Source organism: Bradyrhizobium sp. HKCCYLS20291 (assembly GCF_051167715.1).
Lineage (GTDB): Bacteria > Pseudomonadota > Alphaproteobacteria > Rhizobiales > Xanthobacteraceae > Bradyrhizobium.
Genome location: NZ_JBNPTO010000026.1, coordinates 26170 through 42910, shown reverse-complemented (window position 1 = coordinate 42910; position 16741 = coordinate 26170). Strand labels below are relative to the sequence as shown.

Genomic DNA, 16741 nt, shown 5'->3' with positions numbered 1-16741 from the left:
TGTGTGCAGCAACCGCTCCTGCGCTGAAGGCTCATAGTGAGGAGCGCCGCGCCAATCGAGCCGATACCGGGTGAGATCGTCGTGCGCGGCGCGTCTCGAAGGACGAGGCCCGTTTCAAGTAGCCGCCGACCTCACACGTGATCGTAGTCCACCACCACCCGCTCCGTCACCGGCTTGGCCTGGCAGGTCAGCACGAAGCCGGCCCGCAGCTCCCACGGCTCGAGCGAGTAGTTCAGCTCCATCTCGGCCTTGCCTTCGACCAGCTTGGCGCGGCAGGTGGAGCACATGCCGCCTTTGCAGGCGAACGGCAGATCGACGCCAGCGCGCAGCGCGGCGTCGAGGATGGCTTCGCCCTCGGCGACCGGGACCTCGCGGCGCTTGCCGTCGATGATCAGGGCGGCGATCGCCTTCGGTGGCGCCGTGTCCGGCACGATCATTTTCGGCCGCGGCTTGCCGCCGGCGCCGGAGACGAAGCGCTCGATATGAACGCGGTCGTCGGGGATGCCGAGCGCGCGGCAAGCGGTCTCGATCTCCTCGCTCATGCCGGTCGGGCCGCAGATGAAGACGTGATCGACGGCCTCGGCCGGCACCAGCGAGCGCAGCAGCAGGCGCACCTTCTCGCCATCGAGGCGGCCATGCAGGATCGGCAGATCCTGCTCCTCGCCGGAGATGACGTGGAACACCGAGAAGCGGTCGAGGAAACGATCCTTCAGCTCCTCGAGCTCTTCGCGGAACAGCATGCCCGCGGTGGTGCGGTTGCCGTAGAACAGGAAGAACCGGCTGTCAGGCTCACGCGCCAGCACGGCTTTCACGATCGACAGGATCGGCGTGATGCCCGAGCCGGCCGCGAAGCCGACATGAGTCCGCGCCGCTGCGGGGTCGAGCGCGACGCCGAACCGTCCGGTCGGCGTCATCACGTCGATCTCGGCGCCGCGCTTCAATTCGTCGGTGACGAAGCTGGAAAACGCGCCGCCATCGACGCGCTTCACGGCGATGCGGATCTCGTCGTCAGGTCCCGAGCAGATCGAATAGGAGCGCCGCACCTCTTCGCCGCCGAGCGTGGTCTTGAGCGTCAGATATTGCCCGGGCGCGAACCGGTAGTCCGCCGCCAGCTCGCTTGGAATAGCAAAGGTCAGCGACACTGCGTCCGGCGCCTCGCGGCGCAGGTCACGGACGGCGAGACGATGAAAGCGTGGCGTTGTGGACATCGGTCTATCCCCACGTCATTGCGAGGAGCGAAGCGACGAAGCAATCCAGGGCTCCGGGCGTGGCCCTGGATCGCGTCGCTGCGCTCGCGATGACGACTGTAGCATCAGTGGCACTTGAAGTAGTCGAACGGCTCGCGGCATGCCTTGCAGCGCCACAGCGCCTTGCACGAGGTCGAGCCGAATTCCGCGAGTTGCTCGGTGTCATCAGATCCGCATTGCGGACACGCGACCTCTGCCACGCCGAACAGCGCGCGCCGTCCGCTCGACGGCTGCGGCGGGGCGATGCCGTAGTCCCTGAGCTTGCGGCGGCCCTCCTCGCTCATCCAGTCCGTGGTCCAGGCCGGCGACAGTACGGTGCGCACATGGGCCTCGCGGAAGCCAGCGCGCTCCAGCGCGAGCTCGATCTCCAGCGCGATCATGTTCATGGCCGGGCAGCCCGAATAGGTCGGCGTGATCGCGACCTCGACGCGGTCACCGACCACTTCGACCTCGCGCAGCACGCCGAGATCGTCGATCGTCAGCACCGGAATTTCCGGATCAGCCACCGACGCGGCCGCCATCCAGGCGCGCTGGCGCAGCTCCGCAGGACTGGTGTCCGCGACTACCACGCCGCACCGGGGAAGCTGCGCTGCATGTGCTGCAGCTCGCTGAGGAGATGGCCGAGGTGCTCGCTGTGCCGCCCGTCGCGACCGCCCTGCTGCATCCACTCGTTCTCCGGCAGCACGAGCGTCGCCTCGCGCGCGACATGGGACACGATCGACAGCCATTCCGGCAGCAGCATCGTCGGATCGATGGCGATGCCGGCGTCGATCAGGCCGCGCTCGGAGGCGTCGACGCTGAACATCTCGCCCGTATAGGCCCAGAGATCATCCAACGCCTCTTGTGCGCGGCGGTGGCTCTCATCGGTGCCGTCACCGAGCCGGATCACCCATTCGCTGGCATGGCGCAGGTGATAGGCGCATTCCTTCTCCGACTTGGCGGCGATCGCCGCCAAGGTCGCATCGGTCGAGCCCATCATGCCGCGCCAATAGAGATCGGCAAACGCCGCATAGAACAGCTGCCGCACCATCGTGTACGCAAAATCGCCGTTGGGCCGCTCGACCAGCAGCAGGTTGCGGTACTGCCTGACGTCGCGCAGATAGGCGAGCTTGTCCTCGTCATTGTCGCGCCCCTCGACCTTGGCCGCGTAGCCATAGAGCTCGCGCGCCTGGCCGATCAGGTCGAGCGCCATGTTGGACAGCGCCATGTCCTCTTCCAGCATGGGCGCGTGGCCGCACCATTCGGACAGCCGATGGCCGAGGATCAGCGCATCATCGGCGCGGCGCAGCGTGTACAGCACCAGCGGCGTTTCGGAGACGGTGATCGAGGGTGCGGTCATAGTTGCGATCCGATCAGCCCGCCACGAACTTCGTCATTGCGAGCGCAGCGAAGCAATCCAGAAATTCATCCGAGCAGGCAGTCTGGATTGCTTCGCTGCGCTCGCAATGACGACGGCTGACAGCCGCACGTACTCACATGTGCCCGACTTCCTCGGGCACCTCGTAGAACGTCGGATGGCGATAGATCTTCGATTCCGCCGGCTCGAACATCATGGCCTTGTCGGCGGGATCGGACGCGGTGATCGCACTCGACGGCACCACCCAGATCGACAGGCCCTCGCCGCGGCGGGTGTAGAGGTCGCGCGCGGCCTGCAGCGCCATGGTCGCGTCCGGCGCATGCAGCGAGCCGCAATGCTTGTGCGCGAGCCCGTTGCGGCTGCGGATGAAGACCTCCCACAACGGCGTGTTCGGCGTCGCCATCACTGATCTCCCCTGTTACTCGGCGGCTTGCGCCATCTGGCGCTGCGCGCGCTTCTCGGCATAGGCGGCCGCCGCCTCGCGCACCCAGGCGCCATCGGCATGCGCCTTGCGGCGCGCCGCCATGCGATCGCGGTTGCAGGGGCCATTGCCGGCCAGCACCTGCTTGAACTCGTTCCAGTCGATCGGGCCGTGCCGCCAGTGGCCCTGCTCGTCCTGCGTCATCTCGGGATCAGGCATGGTCAGGCCGAGATACTGCGCCTGCGGCACGGTGGCATCGATGAACTTCTGGCGCAGCTCGTCATTCGAGAAGCGCTTGATCTTCCACTTCGTCGAGGTGTCGCTGTGCTGGCTCGCCTGGTCGGGCGGACCGAACATCATCAGCACCGGCCACCACCAGCGGTTCAGCGCGTCCTGCGCCATCGCCTTCTGCTCCGCCGTGCCGCGGCACAGCGTGAGCATGATCTCGTATCCCTGGCGCTGGTGGAACGATTCCTCCTTGCAGACGCGGATCATCGCGCGCGCATAGGGGCCGTAGGAGCAGCGGCACAGCGGGATCTGGTTCATGATCGCGGCGCCGTCGACCAGCCAGCCGATCACGCCGATATCCGCCCAGGTCAGGGTCGGGTAGTTGAAGATCGAGGAGTACTTGGCCTTGCCGGCCAGCATCGCGTCGACCAGCTCCTCGCGCGAGGCGCCGAGCGTCTCGGCGGCGGCGTAGAGATAGAGGCCATGGCCGCATTCGTCCTGGACCTTGGCGAGCAGCGCCGCCTTGCGGCGCAGGCTCGGCGCACGCGTGATCCAGTTGCCCTCGGGCAGCATGCCGACGATTTCGGAATGGGCGTGCTGGGAGATCTGGCGGACCAGCGTCTTGCGATAGGCCGCGGGCATCCAGTCGTTGGGTTCGATGCGCTCCTCGGCATCGATACGGGCCTGAAAACGCGAGGCGCGCACGGCGTCCTCGGCGTGGCTGCCCTCCTCGGGCGAATTAAGCGCCTGCGTGTACATGCGGCGGCGTCCTCCCAGGACTTGGTTGGCGGCAATATATAACAGAATTTCATCGATGCAATCGAATTTTGTAATATATTAGCACGCCTCATTCGTCCGCAAAACGACGCAGCAGCGCCGCACCTGCGGCCGGCAGCGGCCCCTCCTCATTCGTCGCATGGGCATCGAGCCAGCGCTCCGAGCCGGGCAGCAGCAGCCAGTAGATCTCGCCGCACAGCGCCCTCGCCTGCCGTCCCGGCCAGTTCCCCGGCAGCAGTTCGGCCGGCAGCAAGGGATCGCGCAGCACGATGCGCCGATAATGATGGATCAGCAGGATTCGCGCGGTGAAGGCCTGACCGTCGGTCAGCATCTCGCCGCGTTCGATGCTGGCCTTGAGCGGCGCAAAGGAGGCACTGAACTTGCGGTAGGCATCCGCCGTGCGTTCCAGCGCCCAGCTCTCGGCGACCAGCCGCCGCGCCATGTCGGGGCCGGCGGAGGCCTGCAGGCGAATAGCCCCATCCACCGCGTCGGGAACGGCGATGCTGGAGGGCGCGACGAACACGCCCGGCAGCGGACTGCCGAAGCCGGCATCGCGCAGCGCGGTGCGCGCCTGCTCACGATCGTCGGCGCTGCCGATCAGAACCAGCTCGAAGCTGCCGTTCCATTCCCCAGGCGGCGAATCGTAGATGTGGCGGGTGGCGCCGGCAAAGGTCTGCTCGCCGCGCCGGGTCAGGCGATAGAAGCTGTTGCGGCCGCTCTTGGTGCGTTCGAACCAGCCCTCTGCGGTCAGCCGCGACATCGCCGTGCGGACCACGCTGCCGTCAATCGCGAGTCCGTCGAAGAAGGTCAGCAAGGTGCCGAGCCAGACGCGGCCGCCGCGCGGCACGATGGCGTCGCCGAACACGGTGATGATCAGCGATCCCGTGCGCGACGGCTCGCTCTTGAGCTGACTGACGATGCGGGACAGCGGCTGCGGCATGACGCCCGCTTTAGCCGGTTTTGCCTGGCCGCAAAAGAAAAGGCCCGCATGACGCGGGCCTTGGAGATCAATCGACTGACGCTGATGATGCGATCAGGCGGTCTTGTTGTAGGCCTTGGCCATGTTCTGCTGGGCAACCTTGGCACCCTCGGTGACGAGCTTGCCAACGTACTCGCTGGTCGACTTCGCGCGGGCCACGAGGGTCTCGCCGCGGGCACGAGCGAGCTCGCCCTGGATCTGGACGGCTTCGCTGATCGACTTGGCGGACGCCAGCTTGTCCAGGCCATCGAAGAACGCCTCGGTGTCCTGATACAGCGCCTGCTGAATATTGCGGCTGATCTTGCCGGCCTCGGTGACGCCATCGAACACGGCGGTCTCGATCGCCGAGGTCACCTTCTCGGAGCCGGCCAGGGCCTCCGCAGCGCGCTCCTTGGCGGTGGACGCGGTCTTCTTGACGAACTCCCGCGCGGACTCCGGAACTTCCATCGTCTGCAGATTCTTGAAAGCGTCGGTCACCGGCGCAAAGGCGTCCTTGACGGTGTCGAACACGTTGTTGGTGTCGTTGCTCATGGTCGTCTCCATCCTCAATGTTGTCTGAGCTATGGGCTCGCTCCGTCGCTATGAACCGGAGTGATTAACTCTATAGCAGCCCAAATGATGCATTGCAACAATAATGTTGCAATGCATCATTGCAGATTTGTGATGGGTATTCGTCGTTAACCGTTCGACCGGGTCTCAGCACCGTGCGGCCCGTGCCCGGTTGCGCCAGGCTTCTTGTTCCGGGCCTTGCCCTGGCGCGGCAGCTCGGCTGCTTTGGGAGCTTCCTTGGGAAGCGAATCGGCTGACTGCTCCGGCTCTGCTTCCAAAGCGACAGGCGCCAGCGGCGGTTCCTTGGCAGCATTCAGCACCTCGCCGAGCAGGGCCTTGATCTCGCTCAACTGCGGTGTGACGTCGACGGCCGGCTTGACCTCCGGCTGCGGAGCCTTGGACGCAACCACAAGCCGATCGAGCAAACCCTTGATCTCGTTCAGCTCGGGCCTGAGGTCGGCCGGGGCCGGCATGCTCTTGGACGCCGCGACAAGCTTGTCGAGCAAGCCTTTGATCTCGTTCAACTGCGGCGCGAGATCGACGGACGGCTTCGGCGCCGGTGCCGGCACCTTTGTCGCGGTGAGCAGCTCCTTCAGCAGCGTCCGCGTCTCGGTGAGCTCGCCTTCGATCACGGCAAGCCGCTCGTTCAAGGCGGTGAGCTGACCGCGGCTCGGCACGTTCATGCCGGCGTAGTAGTTTTCCATGAGATCGGCCATGGGCTTCTGTCCATTTCCAGACGTTGCGGAATCATCGGAAGATCGGGCCGCACCGATCGGGCGCAGCCGCGTGAAGGCCGTGAAGCTCTTCTGCATCTCACCGACCATCTGCTGCCAGAATGCGATCGGATCGCCGGATTTATTGACCATCGGCAAGCTCCTTAAGACCATCACGAAAGACTCAATACAACCTATCATAGCACAGTCTCGCTGCAATGCAGCAAAATCATCGCCGACTTCTCACTTCCAGCGGAACCATGCCATAGAGGGGGTCGTTGGCCTTCGAAGGGGATCCCGTGACCACAGCCGCTCATCAACCCGCGCACCTCGTCCGCGCCAACGGTATCGACATCTGCTACGAGACGTTCGGCGACCCCGCCGCGCCGCCGCTGCTGCTGATCATGGGGCTGGGCGCGCAGATGATCATCTGGGACGACGAGTTCTGCCAAATGCTGGCGGCGCGCGGCTTCCGCGTCATCCGTTTCGACAACCGCGACATCGGCCAGTCCGGCAAGCTGCACGGTGGCAAGCGCCTGACGCCGTTCGAGCTGATCAAGCTGCGCTTGTTCAACATCCCGGTCGCGGCGCCCTACAAGCTCTCGGACATGGCCAAGGACACGATCGGCCTGATGGACGCGCTCGACATCAAGTCGGCGCATCTGGTGGGGGCCTCGATGGGCGGCATGATCGCGCAGGAGATCGCGATCACCTACCCGCACCGGGTGAGGTCACTGACCTCGATCATGTCGACGACCGGCAACCCGCGCCTGCCGCCGCCGAAGCGCGAGGTCGCGATGCTCCTGATGGCGCCGCCGCCGAACACCAAGGACGAATACATCCGCCGCTTCCAGACGACCTGGAAAACCCTGCGCGTCGGCTCCTTCCCGCAGGACGAGGCGCGCGACGTCGCGCTCGCCGAGCGCTGTTTCGCACGCGGGCTCAACCCCGCCGGCGTCGGCCGCCAGCTCCGCGCCATCCTGGCCTCGGGCAGCCGCAAGCCACGGCTGCATCTGGTGACAGCGCCGACGCTGGTGATCCACGGCACCGTCGATCCGCTGGTGCTTCCCGCTGCCGGCAAGGATACCGCGGAATCGATTCCGAACGCCAAGCTGTTGATGATCGAGGGCATGGGCCACGCCATCCCGATTCCGACCTGGCCGCAGATCATTGGCGCCATTGCCGACCACGCCCATGGCGCGAACGCGCAGGCGGCGTAGGACGGCAACCGATAGCCACCGCTGCCGCTCTGGATCGAGCTGTCATCTCTGCCGACGGCCGGGATCGATCACCACCAGCTCTCGTGATTGCGATGCGCTGCGGCCGCGGTGACTTCAGCCATCAGGGCCGCCGGCCCGGGGGCGACGAACGCGACGGCGGCTGCCGTCGCGAGGATCGCTGAAAATCCTGTGGTCGCAGCTCAGGCCGACTTCTTGTCGCTGGAGCGGCTGCCGCCGAGCCCCGTCATCGTCAGCATCATATCCTGGAACCGCTCGGCCAGCCGCGGATCGAACGTGAACCAGCTCTGCATGATCGCCTCGGGCGTCAGCTTGTCGATGTTGCTGGTCATCTGGTGCTGCAGCCTGTCCATCACGGCGGACTGCATCGGACCGACATCCGGAAGTCCGAAAAACTGCCGCGCCTCGAGCGGTGTGCAATCGATCTCGATATTGACTTTCATGGCCGCTCCGCACTGTTCGTATCTCTCGACCTCCGGCGCCTTGATCCGTTTCCCGTGTCACGGGAGACGGCCCCGGCCATGGCGGCGAGCCGGAGCAGTATCACCGCGCCGGGCCCTCTCTAGCAAGCGGCGCTTTGCTGCAACCGCGCAATTCCTGGGACATGGTCAATCCGCCGCGCCCCCTGCCCGATGGCTCCAGGCGCAGCTTCGCGTGCGCTGCACGCGTCGGTTCGCGGCTAACCTTATCGTTTAGGCTTAAACAAACCGGACTTGTGCGCCGCTGCCGAACTCTGGCAACATGCTGACACTCGACGTGCCGCAGGTCCAACGGCGCCGCCAGGCGCAGCCCTGGGAAGCAGTTCTCACCGAGCGGCACCAGACTTGCAAGTACATCGCCCGGCGTCTTGTTGCTTCTTGAAGTTCGTGCAAGAGGCGCTGCAGACATCACGAACTTCGAAGCATGCGGGCCGGATCGCGATCCGCGCCTGCCGAGAAAACAAGCGTCAAACGCGGAGATTTTGAACATATGTCGGGACGCAAATCCCTGCTCGTTGCGGCGGCCGCGATCCTCGTCGGCCTTGCCAGTCTGCCGGCTTCGGCCCAGACCCTGCGCTACGCCAACCAAGGAACCCTCAAATCCCTCGATCCCTATACGTTCAAGGAATCGACCACGATCGCGCATCATGCCCACGTGTATGAGGGCCTGACGGCACGCGACAAGGATCTGAAGATCATCCCTGCGCTGGCCGAGAGTTGGGAGACGCCGGAGCCGACGCGCTGGCGCTTCCATCTGCGCAAGGGCGTCAAATTCCACAATGGCGATCCCTTCACCGCCGACGACGTGATCTTCTCCGCCGACCGCGTCCGCGCCACCGGCTCCAACTTCCTGTCGAACGTTCCGCCCGACGCGAAGTTCACCAAGATCGACGACTACACGGTCGACGTGAAGCTCGATGCACCCAATCCCATCCTGATCTCGCAGTGGGATTCGTGGTACATCATGGACAAGAAGTGGGCCGAGGAGAACAACTCGGTCGCGCCGACGCCGGTCTCGGCAACTACACCGAGCTACGCGGCGCTGCATGAGAACGGCACCGGCCCCTTCATCATCGAGAGCCATCAGCCCGGTGTGAAGACCGTCTTCAAGGTGAATCCGAACTGGTGGGGCAAGCCCCAGCACAACCTCAAGGAAATCGTGTTCACCACGATCGGCTCCGACGCGACGCGCGTTGCGGCGCTGCTCTCCGGCGAGGTCGACCTGATCGAGCCGGTTCCGGTGCAGGACATCGGCCGTGTCGATTCCAGCCCGAATGCCCAGGTCCTCAAGGGACCCGAGCTGCGCACGATCTTCCTCGGCATGGACCAGTCGCGCGACGAACTGGTCTCCTCCAGCGTCAAGGGCAAGAACCCGTTCAAGGACGTCCGCGTCCGCGAGGCCTTCTACAAGGCGATCGACGTCGAGCTGATCAAGACGCGCGTCATGCGCGGCCTGTCGACGCCGTCGGCGCTGATGATCGCACCGGAGCTGTTCCCGCTGTCGAAGGACTTCACGCGGCCGAAATACGATCCGGATGCGGCCAAGAAGCTGCTGACCGAGGCCGGCTATCCCGACGGCTTCGAGGTCGGGATGGATTGCCCGAACGACCGCTACGTCAACGATGCCGCGATCTGTCAGGCCGTGGTCGGCATGCTAGCCCGCGTCGGCGTCAAGGTGAACCTGAATGCCCAGCCCAAGGCGCAGTATTTCGCCAAGGTGCTGAAGCCGGGCGGCTACAACACGTCGTTCTTCCTGCTCGGCTGGACGCCGTCGTCGGGGGACGCGCACAACGTGCTGCATGACATCATGGGCTGCCGTGACGACCCCAAGGACGCGACCCGGGGCGAGGCCAATCTCGGCAACTACTGCAACAAGGAGCTCGACGCGCTCACCGACAAGGTGCTGGTCGAGACCGATACCGCCAAGCGCGATCAGCTGATCAAGCAGGCGTTCGAGATCGGCATCAAGGACTATGGCTACATCCCGCTGCACCAGCAGGCCGTCGCCTGGGGCGTCTCCAAGAAGGTGAAGATCCCGCTGCGCGCCGACAACCAGGTGATGCTGTATCTGGCGACGAAGACCGAGTAGTCCACACACGACGTCGAGTCCCGGAAAGCAGAACTGCTTTTCGGGACTTTTCATTTCCCGCGGCAGGTGCTACGCGCCGCAGCTTGAAGAGCTGAAAGGATCAGATGCTCGCCTTCGCGCTTCGCCGAGCAATCCAGGCCATCGGCGTGATGATCGCCGTCGGAATCATCGCCTTCGCCATGTTCCGCTTTGCCGGCGATCCGGTCAGCCAGATCGTGCCCATCGATGCCACGGCTGCGGAGCGCGCCCAAGTCCGTCAATCGCTGGGCCTGGACGATCCGTTCATCGTGCAGTTCGGCCACTATCTGCTCGACGCTGCACAATTCAAGTTCGGCGTGTCCTATCAGTTCCGGCAGCCGGTCTCCGATCTGCTCAAGGAGCGCATGCCTGCGACCCTGGAGCTCGCAATCTGCGCCACCATCCTGGCGCTGGTCTTCGGCATCCTGATGGGCGTATTTTCTGCGCTCCGCCGCGACTCGTTCCTCGCCAAGCTGTTCCAGATGGTGTCGCTGATCGGCATTTCGCTGCCGACCTTCCTGATCGGCATTCTGCTTATCTACCTGTTCTCGGTCACCCTGGGTTGGTTGCCCTCGTTCGGACGCGGCGACACCGTGAGGCTGGGCTGGTGGACATCAGGACTATTCACCGTCTCCGGTTGGAAGGCGCTGATCATGCCCTCGATCACGCTCGGCCTATTCCAGATGACCTTGATCATGCGCCTGGTCCGTGCCGAGATGCTCGAGGTGCTGCGCACCGACTACATCCGCTTCGCCCGCGCGCGGGGCTTGACCACCCGCGCCATTCATTTCGGCCACGCGCTCCGCAACACGCTGGTTCCGGTCATTACCGTCGTCGGCCTGCAGTTCGGCTCCGTCATCGCGTTCTCGATCATCACGGAGCAGGTGTTCCAATGGCCGGGCATGGGCCTGTTGTTCGTGCAGGCGGTGCAGAACGTCGACATCCCGATCATGGCGGCCTACCTGATGATGGTGTCGCTGATCTTCGTCACCATCAATCTCGTGGTTGATATCCTCTACACCGTGGTCGATCCGCGCCTGCGCACGACCATCAGCCGTCCGGCCTGAGCATGAGTGACGCAGCCCTTCCCCATCCCACTCCCGCCCCAGCGCCGCGCGCGGCCGCCCACGGCTGGCTCAAGCGCGCGCTCGCGAGCGACCTGTTCTACTCGTTCCGCCGCTCCAGGCTGACGGTCGTGGCAGCCGTCGTCACGCTGCTGTTCTTCCTGCTCGCGATCTTCGCGCCGCTGCTGTCGCCACAGAACCCGTTCGATCCCGCGCAGCTGCAGCTCCTCAATTCCCGCATTGCGCCGCTGTGGACGGCGGACGGGCAGAGCCCGTTCCTGCTCGGCACCGACGAGCAGGGCCGCGACGTGCTCTCCGCCATCCTCTATGGCCTGCGGATCTCGCTGCTGGTCGGCATACTCGGCGTCGTCTTCTCCGGCGCGCTCGGCATCGCGCTGGGCCTGATCGCCGGCTATTTCGGCGGCCGCGTCGATACCGTGATCATGCGCATCGCCGACGTGCAGCTGACGTTCCCGCCGATCCTGATCGCCCTGCTCGTGAACGGCATCGCCAAGTCGGTGTCCGGCAATCATCTGGAATGGCTGAGCATGCTCGGCGTCCTGGTGCTCGCCATCGGCCTGTCCTTCTGGGTGCAATATGCGCGGACCGTGCGCAGCTCGGTCATGGTCGAGAAGAACAAGGACTATGTCGCCGCCGCGCAGCTGATCGGCCTGCCCGCGCCGGTCATCATGCTACGCCACGTGCTGCCCAACACCACCGGACCGGTGCTGGTGATCGCCACCATCAATCTGGCGCTCGCGGTGCTTACGGAGGCGACCTTGTCGTTCCTCGGTTCCGGCATGCCGGAGACGATGCCCTCGCTCGGCACTCTGATCCGGATCGGCAACAACTATCTGTTCGCCGGCGAATGGTGGATCGTGGCCTTCCCCGGCATCGCGCTGGCCGGACTGATCCTGGCCATCAACCTGCTTGGCGACTGGCTGCGCGACGCGCTCAACCCGAAACTGCGATGATCCTCGTTCAGAGTTGCGAAGGCCTGACCTCATGACCGCCCCCGTTCTGTCCGTGCGCAATCTGCATGTCGAGTTCGAGACCAGGCGCGGCACCCTGCGCGCGATCGACGGCGTGTCCTGGGACATCGCCAAGGGCGAGGTGCTCGGCGTCGTCGGCGAATCCGGCGCCGGCAAGTCCGTCACCGGCCTGGCCGTGATCGGCCTGATCGATCCGCCCGGCCGCATCTCCGGCGGCGAGATCCTGCTGTCCGGCCGGCGCATCGACAATCTGCCGCCGGAGGAGATGCGCAAGGTGCGCGGCAAGCGCATCGGCATGATCTTCCAGGATCCGCTGACCTCGCTCAATCCGCTGTATCGCGTCGGCGACCAGATCATCGAGACCATCAAGACCCACACCAATCTCACCGACCAGCAGGCGCGCAAGCGCGCCATCGACCTGCTGGCCGAGGTCGGCATTCCCGCCCCCGAGAAGCGCATCGACGGCTATCCGCACGAATTCTCCGGCGGCATGCGCCAGCGCGTGGTGATCGCGCTCGCTTTGTGCGCCGAGCCGGAGCTGATCATCGCCGACGAGCCGACCACGGCGCTCGACGTCTCCGTGCAGGCGCAGATCATCTCGCTGATCAAGCGGCTCGGCCGCGATCATGGCACTGCCGTGATGCTGGTGACCCACGACATGGGCGTGATCGCCGAGACCTGCGACCGCGTCGCCGTGATGTATGCCGGCCGCGTGGCCGAGATCGGCCCGGTGCAGGAGGTCATCAAGAACCCGCTGCATCCCTACGCCAAGGGCCTGATGGGCGCGATCCCGACCTTGGCCAGCGAAGAAAGCCGCCTGGTGCAGATCCCCGGCGCGATGCCGCGGCTATCCGCGATCCCCGCCGGCTGCTCGTTCAATCCGCGCTGCGGCGCCGCCTTCGAGCGCTGCCGCATCGACCGGCCGGAGCCGCTGCGGCAGGGCACGCAGGCGGTCGCCTGTCATCTGTATGATCGCGCGACGGAGACCGCGGCATGAGCGATTTCGTCGAGGTCAGGAATCTGCGCCGGGTGTTCGACGTCTCGAAACCCTGGCTCAATCGCGTGATCGAACGTCAGCCGCAGGAGTTTTTGAAAGCCGTCGACGGCGTCAGCTTCGGCATCAGGAAGGGCGAGACCTTTGCCCTGGTCGGCGAGTCCGGCTCCGGCAAGACGACGGTCGCGCGCATGGTGGTCGGGCTGCTGGCGCCGACCTCCGGCGAGGTCATCATCGATGGCGTGTCGATGAGCGAAGCGCGCCAGGCACAGGTGCGGCGCAAGCTGCGCCGGCGCATCCAGATGGTGTTCCAGGATCCCTATGCCAGCCTCAACCCGCGCTTCCGCGTCGACTCCATCATCGCCGAGCCGATCCGCGCCTTCAACATCATCGAGGGCGAGCGCCAGATCAGGGACCGAGTCGGCGAGTTGCTGACGCTGGTCGGCCTGCATCCGGACGACGGTCAGAAGTTTCCGCACGAATTCTCCGGCGGCCAGCGCCAGCGCATCGCGATCGCGCGCGCGCTCGCTTCCGAGGCCGAGTTCATCGTCTGCGACGAGCCGACCTCGGCGCTCGACGTCTCCGTGCAGGCGCAGATCCTCAACCTGATGCGCGACCTGCAGGACAAGTTCGGCCTGACCTATCTGTTCATCAGCCACAATCTCGCAGTCGTCCGCCACATGGCGAGCCGGATCGGCGTGATGTATCTCGGCCGCATCGTCGAGATTGCTGATGGACGCACGCTCTTCAGCGATCCGCGCATGCCCTACACCAAGATGCTGCTCGGCGCGGTGCCGGATCTGTCGATGTCCGGCCGCCAGCGCATTCCGGTGAAGGGCGAGATCCCGAACCCGATCAATCCGCCCGCGGGCTGCACCTTCAATCCGCGTTGTCCCCTCGCCTTCGATCTGTGCCGGCAGAAGGCGCCGGAGCTGATCGGCGGGGTTGCGTGTCACGCAGTGAACCAGCCGGCCGCGCTGGCCGTTCCTGCGTGAAAAAAGAAATGATGCGGACGGACTGATCAGCAAAGTGAAAGCAGCATGAGCTTCGTCAATCCCGATCCCTTCACGACCCGCCCCGAGATCGAAGGCACGTTTGGCGTTGTCACCTCGACGCACTGGATCGCCACCGCCGTCGGCATGGCAATGCTGGAGCGCGGCGGCAACGCCTTCGACGCTGGCGTCGCGGCCGCCTTCACCTTGCAGGTGGTCGAGCCGCACCTGAACGGCCCCGGCGGGGACGTGCCGATCATCGTGCACGACGTCAAGCGCGGACGCACCGAGGTGATCTGCGGCCAGGGCCCCGCGCCGGCGGGCGCAACCATTGCGCACTACAAGCGCGAAGGCCTGGAGATGGTGCCCGGCACCGGACTGCTCGCCGCCTGTGTTCCCGGGACCTTCGAATCCTGGATGCTGCTGCTGCGCGACTACGGCACGATGCGGCTGCGCGACGTGCTGGAGCCGGCGATCGCCTACGCCCGCGACGGCTATCCGCTGGTGGAGCGCGTCTCGGCGACGATCCAGACCGTCGAGCAGCTGTTCGAGACGCATTGGCCGACCTCGGCCGCGCTGTATCTGCCGAATGGCGAGGTGCCGCGCCCCGGCACGCTGTTCACCAATCCCAAGCTCGCCGAGACCTACGCGCGCATCCTCGGCGAAGCCGAGAGTGCCGGCGGTGATCGTGACGCGCAGATCGAGCGCGCCCGCAAGGCGTGGTCGCAGGGTTTCGTCGCCGAGGCGATCGACCGGTTCTGCCGGACGCAGGAGGTGATGGACGTCTCGGGTTCGCGCCACAAGGGCGTGCTCTCAGCCGACGACATGGCGCGCTGGCAGCCGACCATCGAGGCGCCGCTGACCTATCAGTACGGCCGCTACACCGTCTGCAAGGCCGGCGTCTGGAGCCAGGGCCCGGTGCTGCTGCAGCAGCTCGCTCTGCTGAAGGGCTTTGCGCTCGACGGCCTCGATCCCACGGGGCCGGATTTCATCCATTGGCAGATCGAGGCCGCCAAGCTGGCGTTTGCCGATCGCGAGGCGTTCTACGGCGATCCGAAGTTTGCCGACATCCCGATCGAGACGCTGCTGTCCGACGCCTACAACGACGCGCGCCGCAAGCTGATCACGGACAAGGCCTCGCTCGAGCTGCGTCCCGGCCAGCTCGACGGCTACGGCGCCAAGGTGAAGTTGCGCGAGGCGACGGGCCACCGCGAGGCGGTCGGCGCCATGGGCTCGGGCGAGCCCACCGTGGGACGGTTCGGCGAGGTGCGCGGCGACACCGTGCATTTCGACATCATCGACCGCGACGGCAACATGATCTCGGCCACGCCCTCGGGCGGCTGGCTGCAATCCTCGCCCGTGATCCCCGAGCTCGGTTTCTGCCTCGGCACGCGCGCGCAGATGTTCTGGCTGGAGGAGGATCATCCGGCGGCGCTGGTGCCCGGCAAGCGGCCGCGCACCACGCTGTCGCCGACCATGGCGCTGCGCGACGGCGAGCCCTACGTCGCCTGGGGCTCGCCCGGCGGCGACCAGCAGGACCAGTGGAATACGCAGTTCTTCCTGCGCCACGTCCATGCCGGCATGAATCTGCAGGAATCGATCGACGCGCCGGCCTGGCACTCCGAGCACTTCCCGATCTCGTTCTGGCCGCGCACCGCGCGCCCCGGCGTGCTCGTGGTGGAGGGCCGCGTGCCCAAGGCCACGATAGAGGAGCTGCGCCGCCGCGGCCATGTCGTCGAGGTCGGCCCGGACTGGTCGGAGGGCCGCCTCACCGCGGCCTCGCGCATCGGCCGCCGCCGCCGCGCCGCCGCCAATCCGCGGGGCATGCAGGGCTACGCGGCGGGACGATAGGAGAGTTAGGCGATGACCTGGTCGATCATTGCGAAGGACGATCTCACCGGCCAGATCGGCATCGCCGTCGCCACGCGCTTCTTCGCCGTCGGCGCCCGCGTGCCGCACATCGTGGCCGGGCAAGGCGGCATCGCGACCCAGGCGCTGGTCAATCCCTATTACGGCATCGACGGCGCGACGCTGCTGCGCGACGGCCGGCCCCCGCACGAGATCGTGCAGCTCCTGATAGCAGCCGATCCCGGCCGCGAGAGCCGGCAGGTCCATATCCTCGACCGCAACGGCCAGATCGCCGCGCATACCGGCCGCGACTGCATCGACTGGTGCGGCCATCTCGAAGGCCAGGGTTTTTCGATCGCCGGTAATATGCTGGCCGGCCCTGATGTGCTGAACGAAACGGCGAACGCGTATCTCGCGCATCAGTCCCTGCCCCTCGCCCAGCGCCTGATCGCGGCGATGAAGGCCGGCGAGGCCGCCGGTGGCGACAAGCGCGGCAGGCAGTCCGCCGCCATGCTCATTCACGGCAAGGAGGAGTGGTCCGAGCTCGATCTCCGCGTCGACGATCACCCCGATCCGCTCGTCGAACTCGAACGCCTGGAGGGCGTGAGCCGCAGGCATTGGGCCGTGTTCCGGCAGTTCATGCCGACGCGCGACAATCCCGCCGGAGTGACCGACCGCGCCACCATCGATGCCGGCATGGCCGCGGCGCTTGCGAACCAGACATGAGCCCCGGAAGGACCGCCGTTCAGCGGGGTT

General features: G+C 65.8%; 17 protein-coding genes. 8 read left to right on the top strand and 9 right to left on the bottom strand.

The genetic code is table 11. The features are described 5' to 3' along the window. Positions 1-131 precede the first annotated feature (131 nt). The 8 genes from paaE to ACQR07_RS34820 all read right to left on the bottom strand — a co-directional run bounded on the left by paaE (position 132) and on the right by ACQR07_RS34820 (position 6424). Positions 132-1208 carry a 1,2-phenylacetyl-CoA epoxidase subunit PaaE gene (gene paaE / locus ACQR07_RS34855; RefSeq protein ID WP_434906563.1) on the bottom strand — a complete coding sequence of 359 codons (1077 nt, stop codon included), beginning with the start codon at positions 1206-1208 and terminating at the stop codon, positions 132-134. A gap of 104 nt (positions 1209-1312) precedes the next feature. Further along, positions 1313-1768, bottom strand: a complete 456-nt coding sequence (gene paaD, locus ACQR07_RS34850) for a 1,2-phenylacetyl-CoA epoxidase subunit PaaD (protein WP_434906601.1) — start codon at positions 1766-1768, stop codon at positions 1313-1315. Positions 1769-1809: 41 nt separating this feature from the next. Continuing rightward, positions 1810-2586, bottom strand: coding sequence for a 1,2-phenylacetyl-CoA epoxidase subunit PaaC (gene paaC / locus ACQR07_RS34845; protein WP_434906562.1), 777 nt, complete (start codon positions 2584-2586; stop codon positions 1810-1812). Positions 2587-2719: 133 nt separating this feature from the next. After that, entirely contained in the window at positions 2720-3007 is a 288-nt protein-coding gene (paaB, locus tag ACQR07_RS34840; protein WP_012043014.1) for a 1,2-phenylacetyl-CoA epoxidase subunit PaaB, read from the bottom strand. A gap of 15 nt (positions 3008-3022) precedes the next feature. Then, on the bottom strand, positions 3023-4012 hold the full coding sequence (gene paaA / locus ACQR07_RS34835) for a 1,2-phenylacetyl-CoA epoxidase subunit PaaA (RefSeq protein ID WP_434906561.1): 990 nt from the start codon (positions 4010-4012) through the stop codon (positions 3023-3025). 88 nt (positions 4013-4100) lie between these two features. After that, positions 4101-4970, bottom strand: a complete 870-nt coding sequence (paaX, locus tag ACQR07_RS34830; RefSeq protein WP_434906560.1) for a phenylacetic acid degradation operon negative regulatory protein PaaX — start codon at positions 4968-4970, stop codon at positions 4101-4103. Positions 4971-5063: 93 nt separating this feature from the next. Continuing rightward, positions 5064-5540 (bottom strand): phasin, encoded by a 477-nt coding sequence (locus ACQR07_RS34825; RefSeq protein WP_434906559.1) that lies wholly within the window; start codon positions 5538-5540, stop codon positions 5064-5066. A gap of 146 nt (positions 5541-5686) precedes the next feature. Further along, positions 5687-6424: a hypothetical protein gene (locus ACQR07_RS34820; protein WP_434906558.1), complete on the bottom strand. Its 738-nt coding sequence runs from the start codon at positions 6422-6424 to the stop codon at positions 5687-5689. Positions 6425-6570: 146 nt separating this feature from the next. Here ACQR07_RS34820 and ACQR07_RS34815 point away from each other — a divergent pair, with 146 nt between their 5' ends. Beyond that, positions 6571-7491, top strand: coding sequence for an alpha/beta fold hydrolase (locus ACQR07_RS34815; RefSeq protein ID WP_434906557.1), 921 nt, complete (start codon positions 6571-6573; stop codon positions 7489-7491). Positions 7492-7691: 200 nt separating this feature from the next. On the opposite strand, the gene ACQR07_RS34810 is transcribed toward ACQR07_RS34815, so the two are convergent. Next, the gene (locus ACQR07_RS34810; protein WP_015668166.1) at positions 7692-7952 is read right to left on the bottom strand and encodes a DUF6489 family protein; all 261 of its coding nucleotides are present in this window, start codon (positions 7950-7952) and stop codon (positions 7692-7694) included. A 526-nt stretch (positions 7953-8478) separates the two neighbouring features. Between ACQR07_RS34810 and ACQR07_RS34805 the strand changes: the two genes are divergently transcribed. From ACQR07_RS34805 to ACQR07_RS34775, 7 genes are all read left to right on the top strand, one after another. Further along, positions 8479-10077: an ABC transporter substrate-binding protein gene (locus ACQR07_RS34805; RefSeq protein ID WP_434906556.1), complete on the top strand. Its 1599-nt coding sequence runs from the start codon at positions 8479-8481 to the stop codon at positions 10075-10077. Between the two features lie 104 nt (positions 10078-10181). Further along, on the top strand, positions 10182-11162 hold the full coding sequence (locus ACQR07_RS34800; RefSeq protein WP_434868230.1) for an ABC transporter permease: 981 nt from the start codon (positions 10182-10184) through the stop codon (positions 11160-11162). A gap of 2 nt (positions 11163-11164) precedes the next feature. Continuing rightward, a complete protein-coding gene (locus ACQR07_RS34795) occupies positions 11165-12133 on the top strand; it encodes an ABC transporter permease (protein ID WP_434906555.1) in 969 nt (322 codons plus the stop codon). 31 nt (positions 12134-12164) lie between these two features. Continuing rightward, positions 12165-13148 carry an ABC transporter ATP-binding protein gene (locus tag ACQR07_RS34790; protein ID WP_434906554.1) on the top strand — a complete coding sequence of 328 codons (984 nt, stop codon included), beginning with the start codon at positions 12165-12167 and terminating at the stop codon, positions 13146-13148. Continuing rightward, a complete protein-coding gene (locus ACQR07_RS34785) occupies positions 13145-14140 on the top strand; it encodes an ABC transporter ATP-binding protein (RefSeq protein ID WP_434906553.1) in 996 nt (331 codons plus the stop codon). Before ACQR07_RS34790 ends, ACQR07_RS34785 begins: the two co-directional genes overlap by 4 nt. A 45-nt stretch (positions 14141-14185) precedes the next feature. Beyond that, positions 14186-15988, top strand: coding sequence for a gamma-glutamyltransferase family protein (locus ACQR07_RS34780; protein ID WP_434906552.1), 1803 nt, complete (start codon positions 14186-14188; stop codon positions 15986-15988). A gap of 12 nt (positions 15989-16000) precedes the next feature. After that, positions 16001-16711, top strand: a complete 711-nt coding sequence (locus tag ACQR07_RS34775) for a DUF1028 domain-containing protein (RefSeq protein ID WP_434906551.1) — start codon at positions 16001-16003, stop codon at positions 16709-16711. Positions 16712-16741 lie beyond the last annotated feature (30 nt).